13 protein-coding genes are annotated in these 20,212 nt (G+C 40.6%); 5 read left to right on the top strand and 8 right to left on the bottom strand.

Translation table 11 applies throughout. The features are described from left to right. The first annotated feature begins 20 nt into the window (after positions 1–20). Genes IPM48_09405 through IPM48_09395 form a run of 3 tightly spaced genes read left to right on the top strand, consistent with a single transcriptional unit; the run spans position 21 to position 4,336 of the window. Positions 21–2,060 (top strand): peptidylprolyl isomerase, encoded by a 2,040-nt coding sequence (locus IPM48_09405; GenBank protein MBK9271804.1) that lies wholly within the window; start codon positions 21–23, stop codon positions 2,058–2,060. Next, entirely contained in the window at positions 2,057–3,163 is a 1,107-nt protein-coding gene (gcvT, locus tag IPM48_09400; GenBank protein MBK9271803.1) for a glycine cleavage system aminomethyltransferase GcvT, read from the top strand. Before IPM48_09405 ends, gcvT begins: the two co-directional genes overlap by 4 nt. A gap of 48 nt (positions 3,164–3,211) precedes the next feature. After that, on the top strand, positions 3,212–4,336 hold the full coding sequence (locus tag IPM48_09395) for a DUF1015 domain-containing protein (protein ID MBK9271802.1): 1,125 nt from the start codon (positions 3,212–3,214) through the stop codon (positions 4,334–4,336). A 9-nt stretch (positions 4,337–4,345) separates the two neighbouring features. On the opposite strand, the gene IPM48_09390 is transcribed toward IPM48_09395, so the two are convergent. From IPM48_09390 to IPM48_09375, 4 genes are all read right to left on the bottom strand, one after another. After that, entirely contained in the window at positions 4,346–6,118 is a 1,773-nt protein-coding gene (locus tag IPM48_09390; protein ID MBK9271801.1) for a hypothetical protein, read from the bottom strand. A gap of 135 nt (positions 6,119–6,253) precedes the next feature. Next, positions 6,254–9,403, bottom strand: a complete 3,150-nt coding sequence (locus IPM48_09385; GenBank protein MBK9271800.1) for a T9SS type A sorting domain-containing protein — start codon at positions 9,401–9,403, stop codon at positions 6,254–6,256. A gap of 67 nt (positions 9,404–9,470) precedes the next feature. Further along, positions 9,471–10,808, bottom strand: a complete 1,338-nt coding sequence (gene ffh / locus IPM48_09380; protein ID MBK9271799.1) for a signal recognition particle protein — start codon at positions 10,806–10,808, stop codon at positions 9,471–9,473. Between the two features lie 61 nt (positions 10,809–10,869). Beyond that, complete coding sequence (locus IPM48_09375) at positions 10,870–11,547, bottom strand: ATP-binding cassette domain-containing protein (protein ID MBK9271798.1); 678 nt, start codon at positions 11,545–11,547, stop codon at positions 10,870–10,872. Between the two features lie 243 nt (positions 11,548–11,790). Between IPM48_09375 and IPM48_09370 the strand changes: the two genes are divergently transcribed. Continuing rightward, the gene (locus tag IPM48_09370) at positions 11,791–12,453 is read left to right on the top strand and encodes a class I SAM-dependent methyltransferase (protein MBK9271797.1); all 663 of its coding nucleotides are present in this window, start codon (positions 11,791–11,793) and stop codon (positions 12,451–12,453) included. Continuing rightward, a complete protein-coding gene (locus IPM48_09365; GenBank protein ID MBK9271796.1) occupies positions 12,450–13,529 on the top strand; it encodes a glycosyltransferase in 1,080 nt (359 codons plus the stop codon). Before IPM48_09370 ends, IPM48_09365 begins: the two co-directional genes overlap by 4 nt. 242 nt (positions 13,530–13,771) lie before the next feature. Here the strand turns inward: IPM48_09365 and IPM48_09360 are convergent, their stop codons facing one another. The 4 genes from IPM48_09360 to IPM48_09345 are packed head-to-tail and all read right to left on the bottom strand — an operon-like array spanning position 13,772 to position 20,208. Next, the gene (locus IPM48_09360; protein MBK9271795.1) at positions 13,772–15,901 is read right to left on the bottom strand and encodes a bi-domain-containing oxidoreductase; all 2,130 of its coding nucleotides are present in this window, start codon (positions 15,899–15,901) and stop codon (positions 13,772–13,774) included. Further along, entirely contained in the window at positions 15,898–17,811 is a 1,914-nt protein-coding gene (asnB, locus tag IPM48_09355) for an asparagine synthase (glutamine-hydrolyzing) (GenBank protein MBK9271794.1), read from the bottom strand. The genes IPM48_09360 and asnB overlap by 4 nt, the downstream gene beginning before the upstream one ends. Beyond that, complete coding sequence (locus IPM48_09350) at positions 17,811–18,908, bottom strand: glycosyltransferase family 4 protein (GenBank protein MBK9271793.1); 1,098 nt, start codon at positions 18,906–18,908, stop codon at positions 17,811–17,813. Before IPM48_09350 ends, asnB begins: the two co-directional genes overlap by 1 nt. Further along, positions 18,895–20,208, bottom strand: coding sequence for an oligosaccharide repeat unit polymerase (locus IPM48_09345; protein MBK9271792.1), 1,314 nt, complete (start codon positions 20,206–20,208; stop codon positions 18,895–18,897). The genes IPM48_09350 and IPM48_09345 overlap by 14 nt, the downstream gene beginning before the upstream one ends. Between the last annotated feature and the right edge of the window lie 4 nt (positions 20,209–20,212).

Here is a 20,212-nt window from a genome sequence, read left to right as displayed (position 1 = left end):
TAATAAGGCCTGATCGATTGATGTCTCATTTTCTGCCTCTGATCTTTTGCTTGCTCTTGTGCGTTCCATTTAGATGTGTTCCTCCGGAAGCCATTGATTTGACTCAAACAACTTATTCATTGACTGATCCTGAGGTGGTGAGGATTCTGGATTGGCAGGACAGGCGCGAAAAGGACTCGTTGGCACTGGCTTTAACTGAACCAAAGGCATATAAGAGATTGTTGGCTGCAAGAGCGCTGGGGGTTTGTAAAGACTCGAACCATCTTGAAGCGATCATCAGACTTTTGGAAGATCCGGTCGAGCAGGTCAAACAGGAAGCCATTTTCGCACTTGGTTTAATTGGACATCCCGCTGCAGAAAATGCCCTTATAAAAACTTTTAATGGGGTGGATTCATCCGGAGAATTCAATAAAACCAATGGTTTGATTTTGGAAGCCCTCGGTCGGTGCGGTTCTGATTCTACCTTGAATCTGATCTGTGAAATTAAATCTTACAACCATCAACATCCCGATTACGTGCAAGGGCAGGTACTGGCGCTCTACAGGTATGGACTGCGCGGTAAATTTTGCCCGCAATCAACAGCCAAATTAATAGAGATTGCGACCAACAAAAGCTATGATCAAAAATCCAGATTATGGGCTGCGCATTCGCTGATGCGATTCAAAGAACACGACACCAAACCATTTTTCAACGCCCATAAAGAAGCCTGTTATGAAGAAAAAGATCCAGACATCCGATTGTGTCTGATCCATGCATTTGCAAGAATTGGGACTGCAGCAGCATTGTCAGAATTGGAAGAGTTGTATCGAAGAGGTTTGGATCACAGGGTGCAGTTATCCATCGTCCGCGGATTGCAATTCTTTCCCGGAGGCAAAGCCAGCAGTCTGGCTTCAAAAGCATTGCTCAATCCATCCACACAGGTGGCTGTGCAGGCCGCTCAATATTTTGTGGAGAATGGTCAGGAATTCCAGGAAGATTATCTGACCGGTGTCATCAACCAGGGAGGCGTTTCCTGGCAGGTCAAAGCATTGTTGTACGAAGCCCTCCTGAAAATAGTGCCGGCCTACAAAGTCCTGACCAGATCAGGTCTGATCCAACAGATTAAAAACCACATGGTAAAAAGCAAAAACCCCTATGAAAAATCGGCCTACATCAAAGCTCTTTCTTCAGAGTACAAAGAGATTGACTGGTTAATTTCAAACAATCAATCTGCTTCTTCTGATGTTGTTCACACTGCTTTGACCGAATCTGTGATGTATATGGTCAAGAAGGCTGTTTTTCCGGTGATTTTCAAAGGACCAAAAAATCCGATTTACCAGAAAATCAGCAAATATCTCATTCAATCCTGCGAAAAGAAAAGACTTGGCAGTATTTCTGCTATTTCAACAGCCTTTGCCAACAATGAGCTGGTTTATCTCAAGACCTTTTTTAAAGCCGACTCCATTTTTGCGGAAACACAAAATGCACTGATCTTACCAAAAGACATTGAAACTTTCAATGATCTTTCCAGGGCTTTGGCCAAATTGAAAAAAATTCCTGCCGATATTAAAAAACCCAATTTCAATCACCCGATTAATTGGGAAAAACTCAAAAATTACAAGGATACCATTGCGATTGAAATTACAACAGACAAAGGACCCATGGAGTGTGAGCTATACCCTCTCATTGCTCCAGGCTCTGTTTGCAATATGATTGAGTTGATCGAAACCGATTATTTTGTCAATAAAATAATTCACCGCGTAGTCCCCAACTTTGTCATTCAAACCGGATGTCCGATTGGAGATGGTTATGGTAGTATGGACTACAGCATCCGCACTGAAATTCATCCTGAGCTAAGATATGATGTACCTGGCCGAATTGGAATGGCAAGCGCGGGTATGGATACAGAGTCATGTCAATTTTTTATTACGTATACCGCTACACCCCATCTGGACGGGAATTACAGTATTTTTGGCCAGCTGACCAAAGGCATGGATGTGCTGGCAAGTATTTTAGTGGGGGATCAAATAAAATCCATTAAAATTCTGGATAGATCGAAAATAACAAAAGAAGAAATATGAAAGAAACCGCTTTAACAGAACGACACATAGCCCTCGGAGCCAAGATGGCTGAATTCGCAGGTTATCATATGCCCATTTCATATACCGGAATAAAGGAAGAGCACGAAGCTGTCAGAAATTTTGCAGGCATTTTCGATGTATCGCACATGGGTGAATTTATCGTAAAAGGAAAGCAGGCGCTTGATCTGGTACAAAAGGTAAGCTCCAACGATGCTTCCAAACTGAATCCCGGTGAAGCCCAATATTCCTGTCTTCCTAGACCTGATGGTGGGATTGTGGATGATTTATTGGTGTACCGGCTATTTGATGATCAGTGTGCAGAAGGTGAACAAGCTTTTATGCTGGTGGTCAATGCGTCCAATATCCAAAAGGATTGGGATTGGATTTCATCTTTTAATACTTTTGACACAAGATTGATCGATATTTCGGATAAAACCGGACTGCTGGCCATTCAAGGTCCTAAAGTGGCAGAATTGTTACAAGATTATACCGATATCGATCTAAAAAGTATCCCATACTATCAATTTAGGAAAGGAAAATTTGGTGGTATTGACAATGTAATCATATCTGCCACAGGATACACCGGTGCAGGGGGATTTGAACTGTATCTGGAAAATGAAAATACCGCATTTATTTGGGATCTCCTTTTGAAGGATCTACATCCAAAAGGTTTGTTGCCGGTGGGGCTTGGTGCACGAGATACCCTGAGACTTGAGATGGGATTTTGTTTGTACGGAAATGACATTGACGATGATACGAGTCCATTGGAAGCCGGTCTTGGTTGGATCACCAAACTCCAGAAAGCAGATTTTAACGGAAAGGAATTTTTAGTCAATCAGAAGAAAAACGGCCTGAATAAAAAACTTTGTGGCATTTGGCTGGAGGACCGCAGAGTGCCCAGGCACGGGTACAAAGTACTTGATCTGTCTGAAAAAGAAATTGGTGTAGTGACCAGTGGCACATTTTCTCCTTCATTGAATGCATCGATCGGTTTGGCCTATTTACCCATCAGTATGTCCAAACTTGAAACGGAAATTCTGGTCAATATGGGTTCTAAAAACCTTAAAGCCAAAGTCGTGGGATTACCTTTTTACAAAGGATAAATGCACCCAATGAATATATTTTAAACCAAGCTAGATCCATTTTAACAGTTGGAAATTCGCCCAATTTATTATGCTGTTCCTGACTTTGCCAAAATTATTGACGGAGAAACATTTTTTAGCAAGTTAAAAGAATCCTATCCACAATACCACAAAAAGGCGTTCTTCATCCCTCAAGAAGATCCGGGTCTTATTGTCTATCGCATTTGCACAGTGGATAGAAATTATCATGGCATTCTTGCCGGTGTCAACATCGAAGAATACCTGACCGGGAGTATCAAAAAACATGAAAATACGCTCATCACACAAGAAGAATTGATGATCGCACTTACCCTGGAAAGGGAAGCCATCATCAAACCCGTGCTAATCACTTATTCTCCTGTGGTAGAAATCCATCAATTGATTCATCAAACCATCAGAGAGGATCAACTGATCTATCGATTTCATTTTACCAAGGGACAGCAGACCCACGAATTTTATAGAATTTCTGATTCTACAATTGAAAAAAGGCTGACAGGACTGTTTGCAGAAAAGGTAAGTTCTGCATATATAGCAGACGGTCATCATCGCATGGCCGCCATGAGTGATGTTTTAGAAGCCAGACCAAAATTGGTCGAACGTGGTCTGAATTTTATCCTGAGTGCCTGGTTTGATTTTGATGAACTGAGCATTATGTCTTACAACAGAATCGTGGATGTGGGTCAGGATCTATTTCAAATGGACTTATTGAACAAATTGCAGGCATACGGCTCATTCGATTTGACAGAAAATATCAGCTCTCCTGTGTCAAAGTTTGAGTTACTCATTGTATTGGGAAAACAAATTTACCAGTTTAGATGGCATCCTGAGCACATTCGGAATATTGCAGAAAAAAACCAGCTTGCCTTTGATGTCGATCTTTTTAATGACTTGATTTTGAAAGAATGTCTGGGTATCCATGATGTGCGAAGAGACCCCAGAATAAAATATGTGGAAGGTGTAAAAGGATTGAGATCTGTTTTAAAACACACAGAGCAAAGCAATCAACTGGTGGGCTTTATGTTTTACCCGATTCACCACGATGAATTTAAAAAAACGGCTGATCACGCCAGAATTTTACCACCCAAGAGCACCTGGTTTGAGCCCAGAATCCGAAATGGAATGATTGTGCAGGAATTTAGACGACAGGAAAAGTAGTATTCATCATTATTCCGCAGGTGCGATAACTTTTGATTTCCTGCGACTGGCGCCAAAGGAATTCAGATCGCCTGTTTTAATGACCAACAAAACTTCTTTTGACTGATCCCCCATACTGATTATGGTTGATTTCATAGAAGCATATTCAGCCAAGACTTTGTCAGCCGATCCAAACTGATGGGATTCTGGTACCATCACATAGGGCTGGGGCAATTCAGAATGTTGAATTTTTGAATTCAGGAGATCTTCCAATAGTTGAACATCATGATGGGTCAATTGTCCATCTGCATTCATGTCTGCAGCCAGCAATTTGTAGGGATTTATTTCGGTGGCACGGCCGAGGACCAGGTCTTTTAAACGCATCAAATCAAACTGGTCTATGTTTTTCCGATCATTTATTTTCACTTCAACATGGGTCCTATAATTCTGTCCCTTTTCAAGTTGTTGAAAAAAGTATTCGCCTTTGTGATTGGTTTTGGATGAAAACATTTGATGGTCATTTTGATTTTCCAACTGGATTTTAAAGGACTGAATCATTTTTCCTGTTTGAGCGTCTTTCAGGGCAAGGGTAAAATCAGATTTTTCAACCACAATATTTTTCCCTTTACAATCCGGGATACCTGTGTTGTTTTGAATGGTGACAACTGTTTTGCAAAAATCCTGATTGCCCAGTGAATCGGTCACCCAGATTTCTACTTCATTGTCACCCAATTCATCGCAGGTAAAAATTTTATGGGTCTCAGAAGGATCCTTCGAAAATGAAAATCTCAATTTCTGGCCAGGACATTTGTGAAAACTTCCTTTATCAAGGTCGGAAGCCCAAATTTCTGCCATACCTCTATCCGCGGTGCCATCCAGATCATCGTCTATGGGCATAAGATCAACAATCACTCCGGTTAAACAATAGGGGGTGGGTTGAATTTTACTTTGGACTGTGACCGAAACTTCACATTTAAGCACAGATCCGCATCCGTATTCTGCGATGATGTAAAACCTGGTGGTGCCAATCGGATAAAATCCGCTGGCATTGCCCAGGGAATCTTTGGCATAAGGTGATGTGTTTTTGATGGTATAGGGCATGTTACATGAAGAATTTACAACAGCAGTGGGTAAAATCACCTCTGCCCCATTGCATTCCTTTTCAGCCAAAACAAGGGTATCCTTGAGACATACAATGCTTGCCTGATTGTCCTTAGTAATTAGTTTGATGATTTGTGTTCCGGTAAAAATACCCCGGCCGGGATTGGTGAACGGATCATACACACACCAATCCAAAATCTTCCAGGTCCGTTCGATTTTGACGCATCCATCTGAAATTTTATACACCTGATCGCTGTAATTAAGCATGGGTTTTGCACACTTATTGGTCCTCCAGCTGGGTCGATCATACGGCCTGGGCAAACGCTTCAGACTATCTGCGGGATTGCAACTTTCAATTGTAATAGATGGTGGAAAACTAATATCCCGATAACCAAATGCATTTGCATTGCTCAAAGTGATCCATTGCGAGCAAGTCTCCCAAAGAAAAGTTTCCGGGTTCATTACCCCCCAGGTACGCATAATGGTGCCGACACCGCATTCATCAATGTTGTACACAATTTTACAATCGTGCTGCCATTTGATATGACCATTCTCTTCTGTATAAGCCTCTCCATATCGGTCCAAATTGCTGTAATCTTCTGTACAACTTATGGTTATATCGGGAGGACAAACCAATTTAAAATCCGCGAAAAGTGGAATTGAACAACTGATGCTTAAAGCAATTGAAATGAGGAGTTTCATTCTTTGATAAGTTTTGGTGTATTGCGGCTGTAAATATAGCGCATTGTACAAAAGCAATCTGAAAAAGTCAAAGTCTTTTTGTCAGATGGAGAATGTCCCTCAGGAATGTGGCAGGTGAAACTTATGGTTGGGTTCTTAATTTCTGAGGACAATCAGCTGCTTGCGCAAAGATTTACCGGAATAATCTTTCAAATGTAAAAGGTAAACTCCTGTCGGAAACTCAAATAAATCCAGTTTTTGTAAACCCTGTTGGTAAAACCATTCCGTTTTTATCCATTTTCCATGAGAATTGTACAAATCAACTCTGAGTGGAACTTCAAACTCTTCACCGAGGCTGATCCAAATAAGCTCATTGGCGGGTTGCGGATAAATATCTATATGTTCCTCTACAATTCCACTTACGGATGAAAGATCTGATATCATAAATGGACCAAAAATCTTGCTACAACCCACCGCATCTGTAATGGTCAAATGGTATTCACCAGCTTCAAGCTGGGCTATGTCTTTGGTAATCTCTCCATTGGACCAATTGAATTGATAGGGCGGAACCCCACCCTCCGCTTGCAGCTGAATGGCTCCCTTGTCATTTCCCCTGATGTGAATGATTTCAAGATGATTCAGATCCAATTCTGGTGCTTGTTGAATTGTAAAAGTTCGTTTTATTACCGAACCAATCCGATCGTATATTTCCACCGAATATTCTCCAGCACTGAGACCAAACAATTCCATTTCAGTACTTCCATGCTCCCAACGCACAAAATAAGGAGGCAGTCCTCCCATGACCTGCAGTTTAATGTGGCCATCGACCCCACCAAAGCATTGGACATGGTCTATCTCCCAGGAGGCAAAGGCCAATTGATTTCCGCTGTTGCCCAAATCGATTAATTGGCAAAGACTTGCAAAACCACATTCATTGCCCACTTCAAGACAAACTTCGTATGCTTTAAGCTCTGCAAATTTGTGAACAGGATCGCTCACTCTATAACTTTGCCCATCTCCCATAGACCAATGCCAGGTGATGGGTCGTCCGCTTGATTTGTCTGCAAATTCCACCTCAAACCCGGAAACCCGATAATCAAAAGAAGGGCTCAATTTGGTTTGCTCAAAAATTTCAATGCTGGCTGAATCTTCACAACCATTGGCTTTACCACTGTAATGAAGTTTGTAAATTCCTGCCTTGTTTATAACTATTTCATGAGAAGTTTTGTCAGAAATAATTTGTCCTGTATGGCTACTCCAGCTATAATTCAATTCAGGATCTGGTTGTTCTTTCCCAATCCGAAGTTCCGTTTTCAAGCAACTCAAATCTTCCGGCCATACGCCAAATTCAATTTTAGGCAATTCTTTGTCTTCCAGAATGGTGGTTTCGATCAAGGTCTTACATCCATTGTCGGTATTAAGGACGATAAGTTCATATTTTCCGGGTAAATCGATGCGAACGATGGGGCTATTTTCTCCACTCAGAATTCTACCATCCAAAGTGGACCATTGAATTTCAGGATTTAATCCTGCAGCACTCAATTCTGCCTTCAGCTCTAGCTCCTTTTGGATGCAATTCAAAAGTCCGGATTCCAGTCTGATAAGCGGAGGTATTAAGTCTTCACCAACAATCACAGTGTCTTTCTTCAAACAATTGTTCAAAGTATCCAAAACATTGAACACATAAGATCCCTTCGCAGCGGCCAAAATCGTTGCAGACGTATCCAGGAAACTCGTATCGGTTTTCGTCCAAAAATATTTCGCCGATTTGGTTTTAGTTTGACCCAATAGGGCAATTTCAGGATGATAGCAATTGATCAGGGTGTCATTTGGTACCAGCAGATCAGGAAATGACCTGTGATCTGTTACTTTGAGGGTATCGCTGTTGTCGCAGCCGGTAAGCAAATTTTTTACATACAATCTATACGTTCCTTCCTTCACGACTCTTATTTGAAGGGTATTGCTATCACCAATGATCCGACCATTTTTGGTGGACCAGCTATGGATCAGATCTGCACCTGTCTCCGTGCCAATACCTTCCAGGAACAGCGTGTCTTTACCACAGAAAAGAGATGCATTTGCACCAGCTTCTACCAGTGGGCGATGGGTGCCATCGATGAAAATTTCTTCGGAAAAAAGGCATTGTTTTGAATCCGTCAGCGAAAGCTGATAAACCCCGGCCTTTAATTTATCAAATACTGCGCTGGTTTTTTTACCTCCGCCTATGTCGTAATAATAGGGTTTTGTACCACCTTGTGCCGAAACGCCAATAAATCCATTTTTTTGATCACAGGTTTCTCCAGAAGTGGTAATATTTGCTTTGAGAATTGCTGGCTGTGTGATGTTAAAATGACGGGTCATCGTACAACCTACCGCATCGGTCACCGTGAGCAGATAGCTGCCAGCAGCCAATTGATCGATTTCGTTTGTTTGATTGCCGTTGCTCCACTGAAATTGGTATCCCGGTGTGCCATAAGCAACTTGAACAGTTATCAGACCTTGCTGATAGCCAAAGCAGTCATTGTGCTTTATGGTTTGATGGGTGATATCGACGCGGCGATCGGGGCCATCTACATTCCAGGGGCCATAGGTTTCAAAATATCCATTGGCATCCGTGACCGTTACCTCATATTCACCTCCAGGAATTCCAACCAGATCCTCTGTCGTTGCACCGTTGCTCCACTTGTATTTTAAAGTTCCATATCCCCCCGTTGGATTTAAATCCACGCGTCCATTGTCACCACAGGTGGAATGGGTGACTTGTGCAGATACATTCAAGCTAAAACTGTGTACGATCCAGTTGTAATATTCTGCGTAGGACCTGTTGGTGATTTCCCAAACCCGAAAATCAGGCGATATAATGTAGAGGGTCGGGTAATAATTGACATTGTAATCATTGACCGCAGATCCTCCGTTGCTCGGAGTCAAATTGATGATGGGGTATGGCGTTCCTGAGACCCAGTTACCATGGGTTCCTATGCCGGTACAACCGGATGGACCATAAAGACAGTTGGTGTTGGTGGAAAAATCTGACTCCATCATGACTACTGTGGTCAGATGCCCTAAATTGTTATGGACATTTTTCAATGTTTGGCTCCCGTGGAAAGACCAGCAAGGTCCGCACCAGGTGGCCATAAAATCGAGACAGGCAGACTTCCCTCCCGCCATGGATGCAAATAAACTATACCCGTTGTTGTTGATGTCCGTGGCAGATATATCGATTGCCTGACTACCCTTTGGCAACTGGGCAATCATTTTAGAAAAACCAAATGATAAAAAGAAGAAAACTACAATTGTCTTTTGCATGATTAAACCATTGATGGCCTAAAATTAAGCAAAATAGAACGAAAATCGCCCGGAAGATTTTTCGCAATTACCTGCGCATGTTTTGCATCTGTTTCATCATGTTGGCCATGTTGTTGCCTTTACTCATGAAATGCATCATTTTTTTCATTTCTTCAAACTGTTTGATAAAAGCATTGACCTCGTGAATGGTCTTACCGCATCCTTTGGCAATGCGGGTCTTCCGAGACATGTTCAACAACTCAGGATTTGCTCTTTCCTTGGGGGTCATCGACTGAATGATTGATTCCACTTTACCAAAGGCTTTGTCATCGATGTCCAAATTTTTGACTGCATTGCCGATTCCAGGTAACATTCCCAGAATGGATTTGATGTCCCCCATTTTTTTAATCTGCTGCAACTGGACCAGGAAATCATTGAAATCAAACTTGTTCTGTTTGATTTTGCTCTCCATCTTTTTTGCCTCTTTCTCGTCAAAATTGGCTTGCGCTTTTTCGACGAGGGAAACAATGTCGCCCATACCCAGTATCCTTTGCGCCATGCGATCCGGATAAAATACATCGAGCGTCTCCATTTTCTCACCGGAAGAAACAAATTTGATGGGCTTGCCAACCGTGTATTTAATGGACAAGGCCGCACCACCCCGGGTATCACCGTCCATTTTGGTGAGCACAACTCCATCATATTGAATCCGATCGTGAAAAGTGGCAGCGACGTTGACTGCATCCTGTCCTGTCATGGAGTCCACCACAAAGATTGTCTCAGAAGGCTTGATGGTATTTTTGACATTCTCTATTTCAGCCATCATTTCTTCATCGATGGAGGTACGTCCGGCGGTATCCACAATGACTACATCCAATTTTTGGTCTTTCGCATACTGAATGGCCGATTTAGAAATAGCAACAGGATCCTTGCTCTCAAGATCTTTGAAAATTTCAACACCAACCTGTTCCGCAATGACGGTCAGCTGATCGATGGCTGCCGGTCGGTAAACATCACAGGCGGTCAGGAGGACTTTTTTGTTCTTTTGTGTTTTGAGATAATGGGCCAGTTTTCCGGAGAAGGTGGTTTTTCCAGATCCCTGCAAACCGGATATCAAAATCACTGCGGGATGATCACTTAAATTCAAACCCGCTGCCTGTCCACCCATCAACTCGGTCAGCTCGTCCAGCACGATTTTGACCATCAACTCCCCGGGTTTGACAGCTTTGAGGACATTCTGGGTGCCGAGGGCTTTCTCCTTTACTTTGTCTGTAAATTCTTTGGCAATTTTATAGTTGACATCGGCGGCCACCAAGGCTCTTCTGATCTCCTTAATGGACTCTGCTACATTGAGTTCGGTGAGCTTTCCTTCTCCCTTAATATTCTTAAAGGCGAATTCGAGTTTTTCATTTAGACTTTCAAACATGTTTGGTGTACTTTGGTTAAAGCACGCAAAGATAAACAAGTCAGAGCAATGACCAAAGTGCTTAGGATGGCTTGATTTCCTTAAGTTTTCCCAATTCCAGGGAAAAAACACGCTTGTGTTCGGGGCTATAGGGCTTGAGATAAATTCCGGTAGAGACGACTGTCAATGGATCTTTGAGTGCAATTTGTTGAATTTCATTTTTGGTGAGCTGAATCAGATTTTCATCCAGCTGATCAAACAATCCATCGAGCAACAGCAGACGAGGTCTGATTACCAATGCTCTGCACAATTGTACCAACAATCTTTCAGAACTTGAGAGCTGTTCAGCCAATTCGCCGGACTTATCCTGCAGATTGAATTTTGATAAAATATCTTCAATGACCTGAGCTGTGTTGAGATCCTTGATTTTATCTGCTGCATTCAGGGCAATGGCCAAATTGGCTCGGACTGTTTTGTCCGGTAGTAGTGGAATCCACTCTGAAACACAACCCATTCGGCGTCTGGCAGATTGAAAATCTCTGGTGACCGGATTGAGGGAAAAATCCAATACTGAGATAGTACCGACAAGGTCTTGCTTCATCCCGTAGAATAGTTTAATAAGCGTGGACTTGCCAGATGCGCTGGCTCCAATGACTTCGACCCAGTCCCTTTCCTGCACATCAATGTATAAATCATTTAATACCAAAACATTACCATGCTTCAGTATCAACTTCTTTGCGCTGATCACAAGATTTGCCATAGAGAAATAAAGGGCAAAGTTAAGCGAAGAAGCGAAACAGCGGGAATTGTATCCGGCTTGTTTTGAGCTCCATTCGATGGTCTGATAATTAAAATCCTGCTAAATTTGGGTTTTCTTGTAAGTATATATATCTTTTTATTTTCACACCATTGTTCAACCAAAAATCTCACCCATTTGGAATATCGAAAAACGCTCTACCAAAATTATTTCTCCACACAAAGTGGCAGACAACACAAGAATCAAATGATCCAACTTTTCAATCAGGAAAAATGGAGATTTCAACAAGAGCTAATTCCACTCCTGAAGGACTTTCCAAAAGAAAGCAGAATTCTGGACCTTGGTTGTGGATCAGGTAGCTTACTGAAAGCCTTAATGGAAAATGGTTTTCATCAAATTAAAGGGGTGGACCTCAGTCCCGAACAAATTGAAGTAGCAAAGTCCATGGGTGTGACTCAGGCTGAGTGTGCAGGCATCGATGAATATCTCAACAATACTCCATCCAACTATGATTTGATATTTGGCATGGATATCATCGAACATTTCACCAAAAATGAATTGGTACAGCTGATGTTAAAATTAAAAAGCCGATTGAATCGTGGAGGTAAAATTATTTTTCGCACACCCAATATGGATGCCATCCTTCCCAATCGATATGCTTATGGAGATTTTACCCATGAGTGTCTTTTGAATGCATCCTCAGCAAGTCAACTTGGTTTGTCCTGTGGATTTTCAAAACTGCAGGTGATTGAGTCCAACATGGACATTCGCAATCCTCTGCTGAATTGGATCCGAATCTTTTTGCTTGTCATCTTGAAGTTGAAAATGAAAGTTGAATTATTTGTGACCGGCAGAAGTTCGAAAGATCTGATTGTAAGTCCAAACATATTGTTGATTTTGGAGCAATGAATGTGACTTCCAATGGAAAAATAGAGATTGTATTTCTGTATGCCGAATTGCAGGCTTACAATATGGCTGTAATACGCAGTTTGATCAACAACTGGAATGCAAGGGTTACCGTTGTTCGCTGGACAAATCATCTAAAAATGGAATTTCACCCTCCGTCCATTGAACATCTGGAAGTTTATTCGAGATCAGATTTCAACTCAGACACTTTGTATAAAAAATTGCTGGAGCTTCCTGCTACCATTATTTTTACTTCAGGATGGATGGATCCAATGTATACAAAGGTTTGTAAAAAATGGAGAAAAAATTTTGACCTGCCTGTGGTGAGCTTATCAGATACTCAATGGCATGGTAGCTGGAAACAATGGATTGCCAGATTGATTTTTAAATACACCCACAAAACTGCATTCAGCCACATTGCTGTTGCAGGACCAAGGCAGAAAAAATACGCCCAAATTCTTGGCTTTTTTTCAGATGAGATCTTAGAAGGTTGTTATTCAGCGGATCTAGAATTGTTTAATGAATATTTTGAAAAATCCCATCCAGTCAAAAACAAAAAATATCCCCATCGCTTTCTTTACCTTGGTCGTTTTGCACCAGAGAAGGGAATAAAAATGATGCTGCAGGCATGGAATGAAATAGAAAATAAAAAAGATTGGAACTTGACCATTGTCGGTAAAGGACCATTGGTTATTGAATCCATTGCAAAAAATAACTTGCACGTGGATGGCTTTAGAACTCAAAATGAATTATTGGAGATTATAACAACTTCAGGCTTTTTGTTAGTGCCTAGTTTGTTTGAACCCTGGTCTGTGACCATTCATGAGTTTGCAGCAGCAGGCTTACCCATTCTTTCGTCTGATGCATGTGGAGCCAACGACATATTTGTTGAGCATGGAGAAAATGGTTATATCTTCCCTACCGCAAATATAACATCCTTAAAATCCTACATGGTAAAGATCATGGATTTAAGCGATGCGGAATTAATCCAGTTTGCTGAAAGATCTCATGCATTGGGCCAGCGAATCAATCCTGATATGATCGCGACGGAATGGATGTCAGTACTGGCATCGAGCTGAGATTTGCCCCAACAAGGCTTTGACTATTTTCAATCGATCAAGGTACAAATAAAAAATGTCTGTGTTCATCCAGGCCAAAATCAAGAAAACTCAATTGACTCACAAAATGAAACTAACACTGGTGTATATTTTATTGCGCTAGTTCAGAATCCAAAATAAAACGACCCTTGACTGGAAATAACTTTAATTAAACTTTTCGTGTAGAACTATTTCCAAAATCAAAGTCTTTCAAAAAATCTTTGTCAAGGCATAGTCTGTGACAATTTAAACGGCATTCCGGTCTGAAGCGACTTCAAGGATTGTAATACTGCATAGGCTGAATTGTAAAGTTCATCAAATGGGATGAGGGGTGAACCACCTTCCTTTAACAATTTTAACCATTCTTTAAATTGCAAAAGATGACCTTTGTCCAAACCTCGGGATGAAAAGTGATTCTTAGCTCCGTAGCTGGAAACAGACTGAAAGTTATCAATCACAAACGTCTTTCCCAATTGATGTGCTTCGATTCGCTCTTTTGGATACTTGCTCGAACCGTTCGAAAAATAATGGATGGTAGCAGATGACCCATTCTCGAATTTTAATAGAATGGTCGCATGATCGGTGTACAAATGGTGATCACCCATCGAATTTGCAAATACTTCAGAAATAAAACTACCCGTCAAGTAAATGAACAAATCAAAATAGTGACATGCTTCACCTATGATTCTACCTCCACCCAACTCCGGATCCTGAATCCAATGATCCATTGGAATGCTTCCTGCATTTATAATGCCCACCAACTGAACGGGAGCTTTGCTTTGCATCAGCTGCATTTTAAGATACTGTGAAAATTTGGAGAATCTCCGGTTATAACCTACCATCAGAGATCCCCTGCTCTCTAATAATTCCTTTTTAATCCGATCTAATTCTTCAAAACTTAGCGCCAAAGGTTTCTCCACAAAAATATTTTTATGATTCTGCAAACCATCTGCGACTAAAGCCGCATGATACTTGTGCCTGTTGGCTATAATTACTCCCTGAATATCTGAATCCAAAAATACAGATTTTGTGTCAGACTGAATTTTCTGTATCTTGTATTTCTGAGCTAAAAATCCTACTTGTGCAGCATTAGAACTATAAATCGAAACCAAATTTGCATCCAGTTTTTTGAGGGTCGGAAGTATAACATTGCTTACAAATGAACCTGAGCCTATTATTGAAACGCCTGCCTTATCTGGATGTCCTGAAATTTTTGTTTGAATTTTCTGAATCTGTTTCTTCTCTATTGGAGGATGATATTTGAAGAGAATTGCAGGCTTATCCTGTTGTCCGAGCTGCCCATACACCTGATCATATTCTTCCAGAGAAAAAATACCTGAAATTAATTTTTCCACTTGCAGCTGTCCTGATTGCATCAATTTTAAAACTGCTTCAAAGTTGCGATTCTCCGTCCACCTTACATACTCGTGTGGAAAATCCAGGTTCTTTGTCTCATAATTTAAATCATACCGACCCGGACCATAAGAACAAGAAACCTGAAAACTTATTTCTTTTTTATAAAAATCATCTCTCTTTAAATCAAGTCCAACGACGCCTACCAAAACAATACGCGCTCTTTTTCTACACATCTGCGAGGCTTGGTGGATAATCAAATTGGATGAAGAATTCGCGGTTATGACCACCCCATCGACTCCCAACCCAGCGCTCCAATATAATATCTCACGGATGGTTTGATCAGAATCTATTGAAGTAAAAGCCGCAATTCCCAAATTATTAGCCAACTCAACCTTGCTTGGATCGATATCGATTCCAATGACATCGGCTCCACCAATCCTCAAAATCTGTGCCGTCAATAAACCAATTAAGCCCAAACCAATCACCACGATTTTTTCACCAATTTCAGGAGTTGCCAAACGCACTCCATGCAAAGCGATGGCACCAACTACTGTAAATGCAGCCTGCTCAAAACTAAGTTCTTCCGGAATCTTACACACCAAATTTTCCGAAATGCAGACCAATTCAGCATGTGAACCATTAGATATAACCCGATCACCTGGCCTAAAATTTCTCACTTTCTCTCCCACCGCAATAACAACTCCGGCACTTGAATAGCCAAGTGGAATGGGCTGATCCAATTTTAACTTCACCTTGCGATAGGTATGAATCAATCCCTCTGATTGAATCTTCTCCAAAACTTGAAAAAATTGATCAGGATGTGATTTAATTTTACCCAACCAGGACTTTCTACCAAATTCCGTCAACATCTTTTCTGTACCGGATGAAACCAAAGAATGCGAATTCTGAATCAAAACTTCAAATTCAGAGGGCGAAGGATTTTCTGTTTCGATCAGATAAGTAGATCCATCAGACAAGTTTTGTATAATTTGTTTCATGAGTTAATTTTTAATTCTCCAGCATTAAAATAAAATTGGCGCAAACAGGATTCTACGAAAAGAACACCCAGCAAAGTATAAGAAGCATCGACTTCACCCTTTAGATTGAGATCATAAAGATTCCTCAGTTTCTCAACATTGAAAATTTTATTGAAATAGTGCTTATTGCTATCGAGTAAGTCTAAGAATTTTTCTCCATTGGGCTTATCAAACCAGGATCGCACAGGTCCGCCAAATCCCGTTTTTGATCGATAGACTACTTTTTCGGGCAGGTATTTCTCTGCAAGTTTTTTTAAAATGAATTTGGTTTCTCCCGCTTTCATTTTAAACTCAACAGAAAGATTGGCTGTAAAATTCGCAAGATCCATGTTGACCAGGGGTACTCTAAGTTCTACTCCATGGGCCATGGATAATTTGTCGTTGTAATTCAAATTGTGATCGGGCAAAAAGTACTTCGAATCCAAATACAAAAGTTTGTTTAATGTATTCTCTGCAGGTAAATTCTGAAATTCAGTCTCGTACAGACGAATTGGATGATCAATCCACTGATCCAAAATGAGGGCATCATTTAAAAGAGATTTAAGTTGATCAAAATCAATCCAACCATAGAGAGATGCCAGATTTAACTGGCGCCCATCTGAAGAAAATGATTTTAAAAATTTGTTGAGTCTTCTATTGATCGAACTGTTCTTTCCCAGGCAAGCTGAAATATATTTTAACATTACAAAACTGCCGGGCCACCAACCCAACGTCTTTTGATAATAAATGGCCTGGTGTCTGCGGTAACCAGAAAAAAAATCATCTCCCCCAGCTCCGCTCATCAAAACAAAAACTCCATCCTGACGCGCTTGTTGCGCGATTCGGCCCACCAAGAAAGAACTGATATCTGCCTGAGGTTCTTCCAAATGATAAATCAATTGGTCAATGTCTTCCATTTCAAAATTGTCATTTTCAATGATCTTGTGTCGAACACCCAGATGCCTACAAACCAATTTTGCAAAATGCACATCGTCTGAAAATCCTTCATTCAGAAAATTGGTGGAAGCAGCAATGGTATATGCAGTAAAATCCGTATTGGGCTGAATTTTTTTTGCCATGGCCAAAATCAAACTGCTGTCCAAGCCACCTGAGAGCATGAATCCAACAGGAACGTCCGCATTCAGTTGGAGTTCGATATTTTTTAACAATATCGATTCCAGAAGGCGCATTGATTCTTCAAGTGCGGTAAGTTTGACAACATTTTGCGCCAGAGGAAGCTGAAAATATTTTATTACCTTGTGCTGATTGATGGAAAGGTCAAACTCAAGAAAATGACCACCGGGAAGTTTATACAAATTATCAAGAAACGCAGTTTCTCCCGGCGAATACATAAAATACAGGTAATTGTACAATCCTTCAGTGTTTATGCCAACAGGATGAACAAACGCAGTGATGGCCTTTATTTCTGAGGCGAAATAAAATCCAGTGTCATCATGAAAGTAATAAAGTGGTTTTACACCAAACTGATCTCTGCACAACCATAGACGCTTTTCTGCTATGTTGTAAAAGGCAAATGAAAATATTCCGTTCAATTTATTGAGACAAGCCATTCCCCACTTGATCAATGCGCACAATAAGACTTCGGTATCACTTTCTGTGTTAAAAGTAAAATCTCTTTCCAACTCCTTTTTAAGTTCCAGATAATTGTATATTTCGCCATTAAAAACCAATACAAAATTACCATCCGCACTGAACATTGGCTGATGACCACCGGAACTCAAATCGACGATCGACAATCTGACATGCGCCAATAAGAGCTGTTCATCTTTGTAAAATCCTCTGTCATCTGGACCTCTGTGCTTCAACAATTGGAACACAGCTTCCGGGGAAACATTGCATTTTTTACCGATCGCTCCAAATATTCCGCACATTAATTGTTCAATTCTTCTTTGATCCCATTCTCAATGGATTGAATGTATTGATTCGGACTGAAATTGGTCTTTGCATGATCGACATTGTGCGAAGAAATAAGTTTCAAACCATGCGGATCATTTATAAAAATCCTCAAACAGCTTACCAAATCCTCAACAGATCCTGTTTTGAAACAAAGGCCTTCCTTCCGGGTCACCAATGCAGATATATATTGCGTATCTGAAGCAATCACCGCACAACCGCTTCTGAACGCTTCGAGAATAGACAAAGGAATTCCTTCCGTTGGATGAATGCTCGGAAAAACAAAAATATTTGCCTCATTCAAGAATTCACATTTAGCAACACCATAGACTTCTCCGTGGTAAAATACATTGGGAATACCGTCCACCCTTGATAAAAACTTCTTGCGACATTCTGCAAGTGACAAATGCTGATCAGATAATATTTTACCAGCGATGTGCAATTCAAGATCTGGATATTCTCTTATTATGATTTCGAAGGCATCCAACAAAACAAAAATTCCCTTGAGGTAATAGATATTTGACAAATACCCTATTTTAATTTTCTGAGTGGATCTTTCTGTGAATGTAAAATCATCCAGACAGGGATTATAAAAATTGCGCACCACTCTGGTAACAACATCATTTCCCAGTGAAAGGTATTCTAAACTCATCATCTCATCCAAAATAAAAAATTGACTCACCTTTCGATACATACCTCTTACCCAGTTACGGATCCAGGAAGGATATTTATTAAGAAACAAACCAAATCCCGAACCATGAATATGGACGATCACTTTCACTTTCCTCATTGAAAAGCACCAGATACAAAATAAATCCTTCCAGGCTCCCAGGATAGAAGTAGAGCCAACCAGATACAAAAGAGAAGGCTTCTTGAACCAGCAAAAATACAAATAGCGGAAACAAACTGCTGCAGTACCAATTAATTTAATCCAAAAATTCTTGCCTTCAAAATTCTGAGAAATCAAGTATTTGTCTCCTTTGTATTGAGTGTAAGCCAGCTCAAATGCCAACGACTGACCATTGACAGGTGGAGGCAGGTTGCCAATAAACAAAACGGGTCTATTGCTTGGCATGCTTCAAAATTTTAAAATAAACCCAAAACGGAATCAGAAGGAAAAACAAATGATCCACAAACTGTGGAAAGTAACCACGGGTGTACCACATAAATAAGGCACAGCAAAGGATGGTCATAAAACTTAAATGCCGTGGATCAGTAACCATCAAGCCTCCAGAGAAAAATCGGATGAATAATCCGGTGACAAAGCACAAAATAATTAAAGCAAGAAAGCCTCCCGCCATATAAAAGTAAGCTAAAAAAAGCGGCGCTTCGCCTGTATTTCCCCAATAAGGTGGAAGGTTATAAGCTTCGTTGATTATTTTGAAAGCGGGAGGTGGGTACATGCTGTCTTTCCAATCTCCAAAAAATGCCCTTGGAGCAGCGCGCACGACGAAAAATAAAAAAGTCAATCCATAATCATATTTGGCATCTTCGTTTGTTGAATAATATTTGAGAATATTGATATCATCCAAAGACCCTCTGGTTTGTTCTGTCAAAGTTTCCACCACTCCTGCACCTGTAAAAGTATAGTCCAATTCATCCCATTGGCCATATACAAATCGAAATCTATTGAAGGTAACAAACAAAATCAAATAAAATGCAATTGCCAAAACACCCGCGAATTGGAAAGCCCTTTTAAAATTGAATTTTACCGTAGCCAGCCATGGAATCAACAAGCCAAGAAAAACTAAAATCAGACGATATCTGAAACCCATCAGGAGAAATAAGACCACACCAAACACAGTCATTAATATCAAAGAACGCTTGTTGAGTTTAAGAATAGATCCTATGATAATGCAACCGATCAGTGAATCAGATAGATTTTTTAAATAATGGCTGCCTCCGGTCTCAGAAAGTGTCCTCTCAGAATCATCACCCAGCAGAATGGCGATCGGGTTGATCCCTTCGAGCAAAAAATTAACCAGAATCAAGGAATAAAAAATCCAGAATATCCAAACAATCCAATGCTTACTGCCGTATTCCATTTTGTGCAAGCTGGCTTTGCTGGTTTTGTATAAAAATAGATAACCGATGAAAAATGTGAAAAGTCCAATGGCAAAATACAAAAATCCCAAACCATAAAATCCAGAAATGTCCTCCCCCAATCCCAACAATTCCTCACTTTTTCCCCAAATCGTTTTCCTGTCACTGAAATAAAAATACAAAGGGGTCAAAAAATAATAGATAGAAAAGATCACCCAGCTAAATGTAAAAACAATGTGTTTTTTAATTCCACTAAACCAAACATACCCATATCCAATCACCAGAACCAGAAAGTTGAGCAACAGGAGAACAGATACAGGAATCGAATCCATGATT

This window comes from Saprospiraceae bacterium, from assembly GCA_016715965.1.
Classification (GTDB): Bacteria; Bacteroidota; Bacteroidia; order Chitinophagales; family Saprospiraceae; genus Vicinibacter.
This window is presented reverse-complemented; position numbering and strand designations above follow the sequence as displayed.

Bases quoted from the DNA above. Each gene is read 5' to 3' on its own strand.
- IPM48_09365 (MBK9271796.1), top strand. From the start codon at position 12,450: ATGAATGTGACTTCCAATGGAAAAATAGAGATTGTATTTCTGTATGCC.
- IPM48_09375 (MBK9271798.1), bottom strand. From the start codon at position 11,547: ATGGCAAATCTTGTGATCAGCGCAAAGAAGTTGATACTGAAGCATGGT.
- ffh (MBK9271799.1), bottom strand. From the start codon at position 10,808: ATGTTTGAAAGTCTAAATGAAAAACTCGAATTCGCCTTTAAGAATATT.
- asnB (MBK9271794.1), bottom strand. From the start codon at position 17,811: ATGTGCGGAATATTTGGAGCGATCGGTAAAAAATGCAATGTTTCCCCG.
- IPM48_09350 (MBK9271793.1), bottom strand. From the start codon at position 18,908: ATGCCAAGCAATAGACCCGTTTTGTTTATTGGCAACCTGCCTCCACCT.
- gcvT (MBK9271803.1), top strand. From the start codon at position 2,057: ATGAAAGAAACCGCTTTAACAGAACGACACATAGCCCTCGGAGCCAAG.
- IPM48_09405 (MBK9271804.1), top strand. From the start codon at position 21: ATGTCTCATTTTCTGCCTCTGATCTTTTGCTTGCTCTTGTGCGTTCCA.
- IPM48_09360 (MBK9271795.1), bottom strand. From the start codon at position 15,901: ATGAAACAAATTATACAAAACTTGTCTGATGGATCTACTTATCTGATC.
- IPM48_09370 (MBK9271797.1), top strand. From the start codon at position 11,791: ATGATCCAACTTTTCAATCAGGAAAAATGGAGATTTCAACAAGAGCTA.
- IPM48_09345 (MBK9271792.1), bottom strand. From the start codon at position 20,208: ATGGATTCGATTCCTGTATCTGTTCTCCTGTTGCTCAACTTTCTGGTT.
- IPM48_09385 (MBK9271800.1), bottom strand. From the start codon at position 9,403: ATGCAAAAGACAATTGTAGTTTTCTTCTTTTTATCATTTGGTTTTTCT.
- IPM48_09390 (MBK9271801.1), bottom strand. From the start codon at position 6,118: ATGAAACTCCTCATTTCAATTGCTTTAAGCATCAGTTGTTCAATTCCA.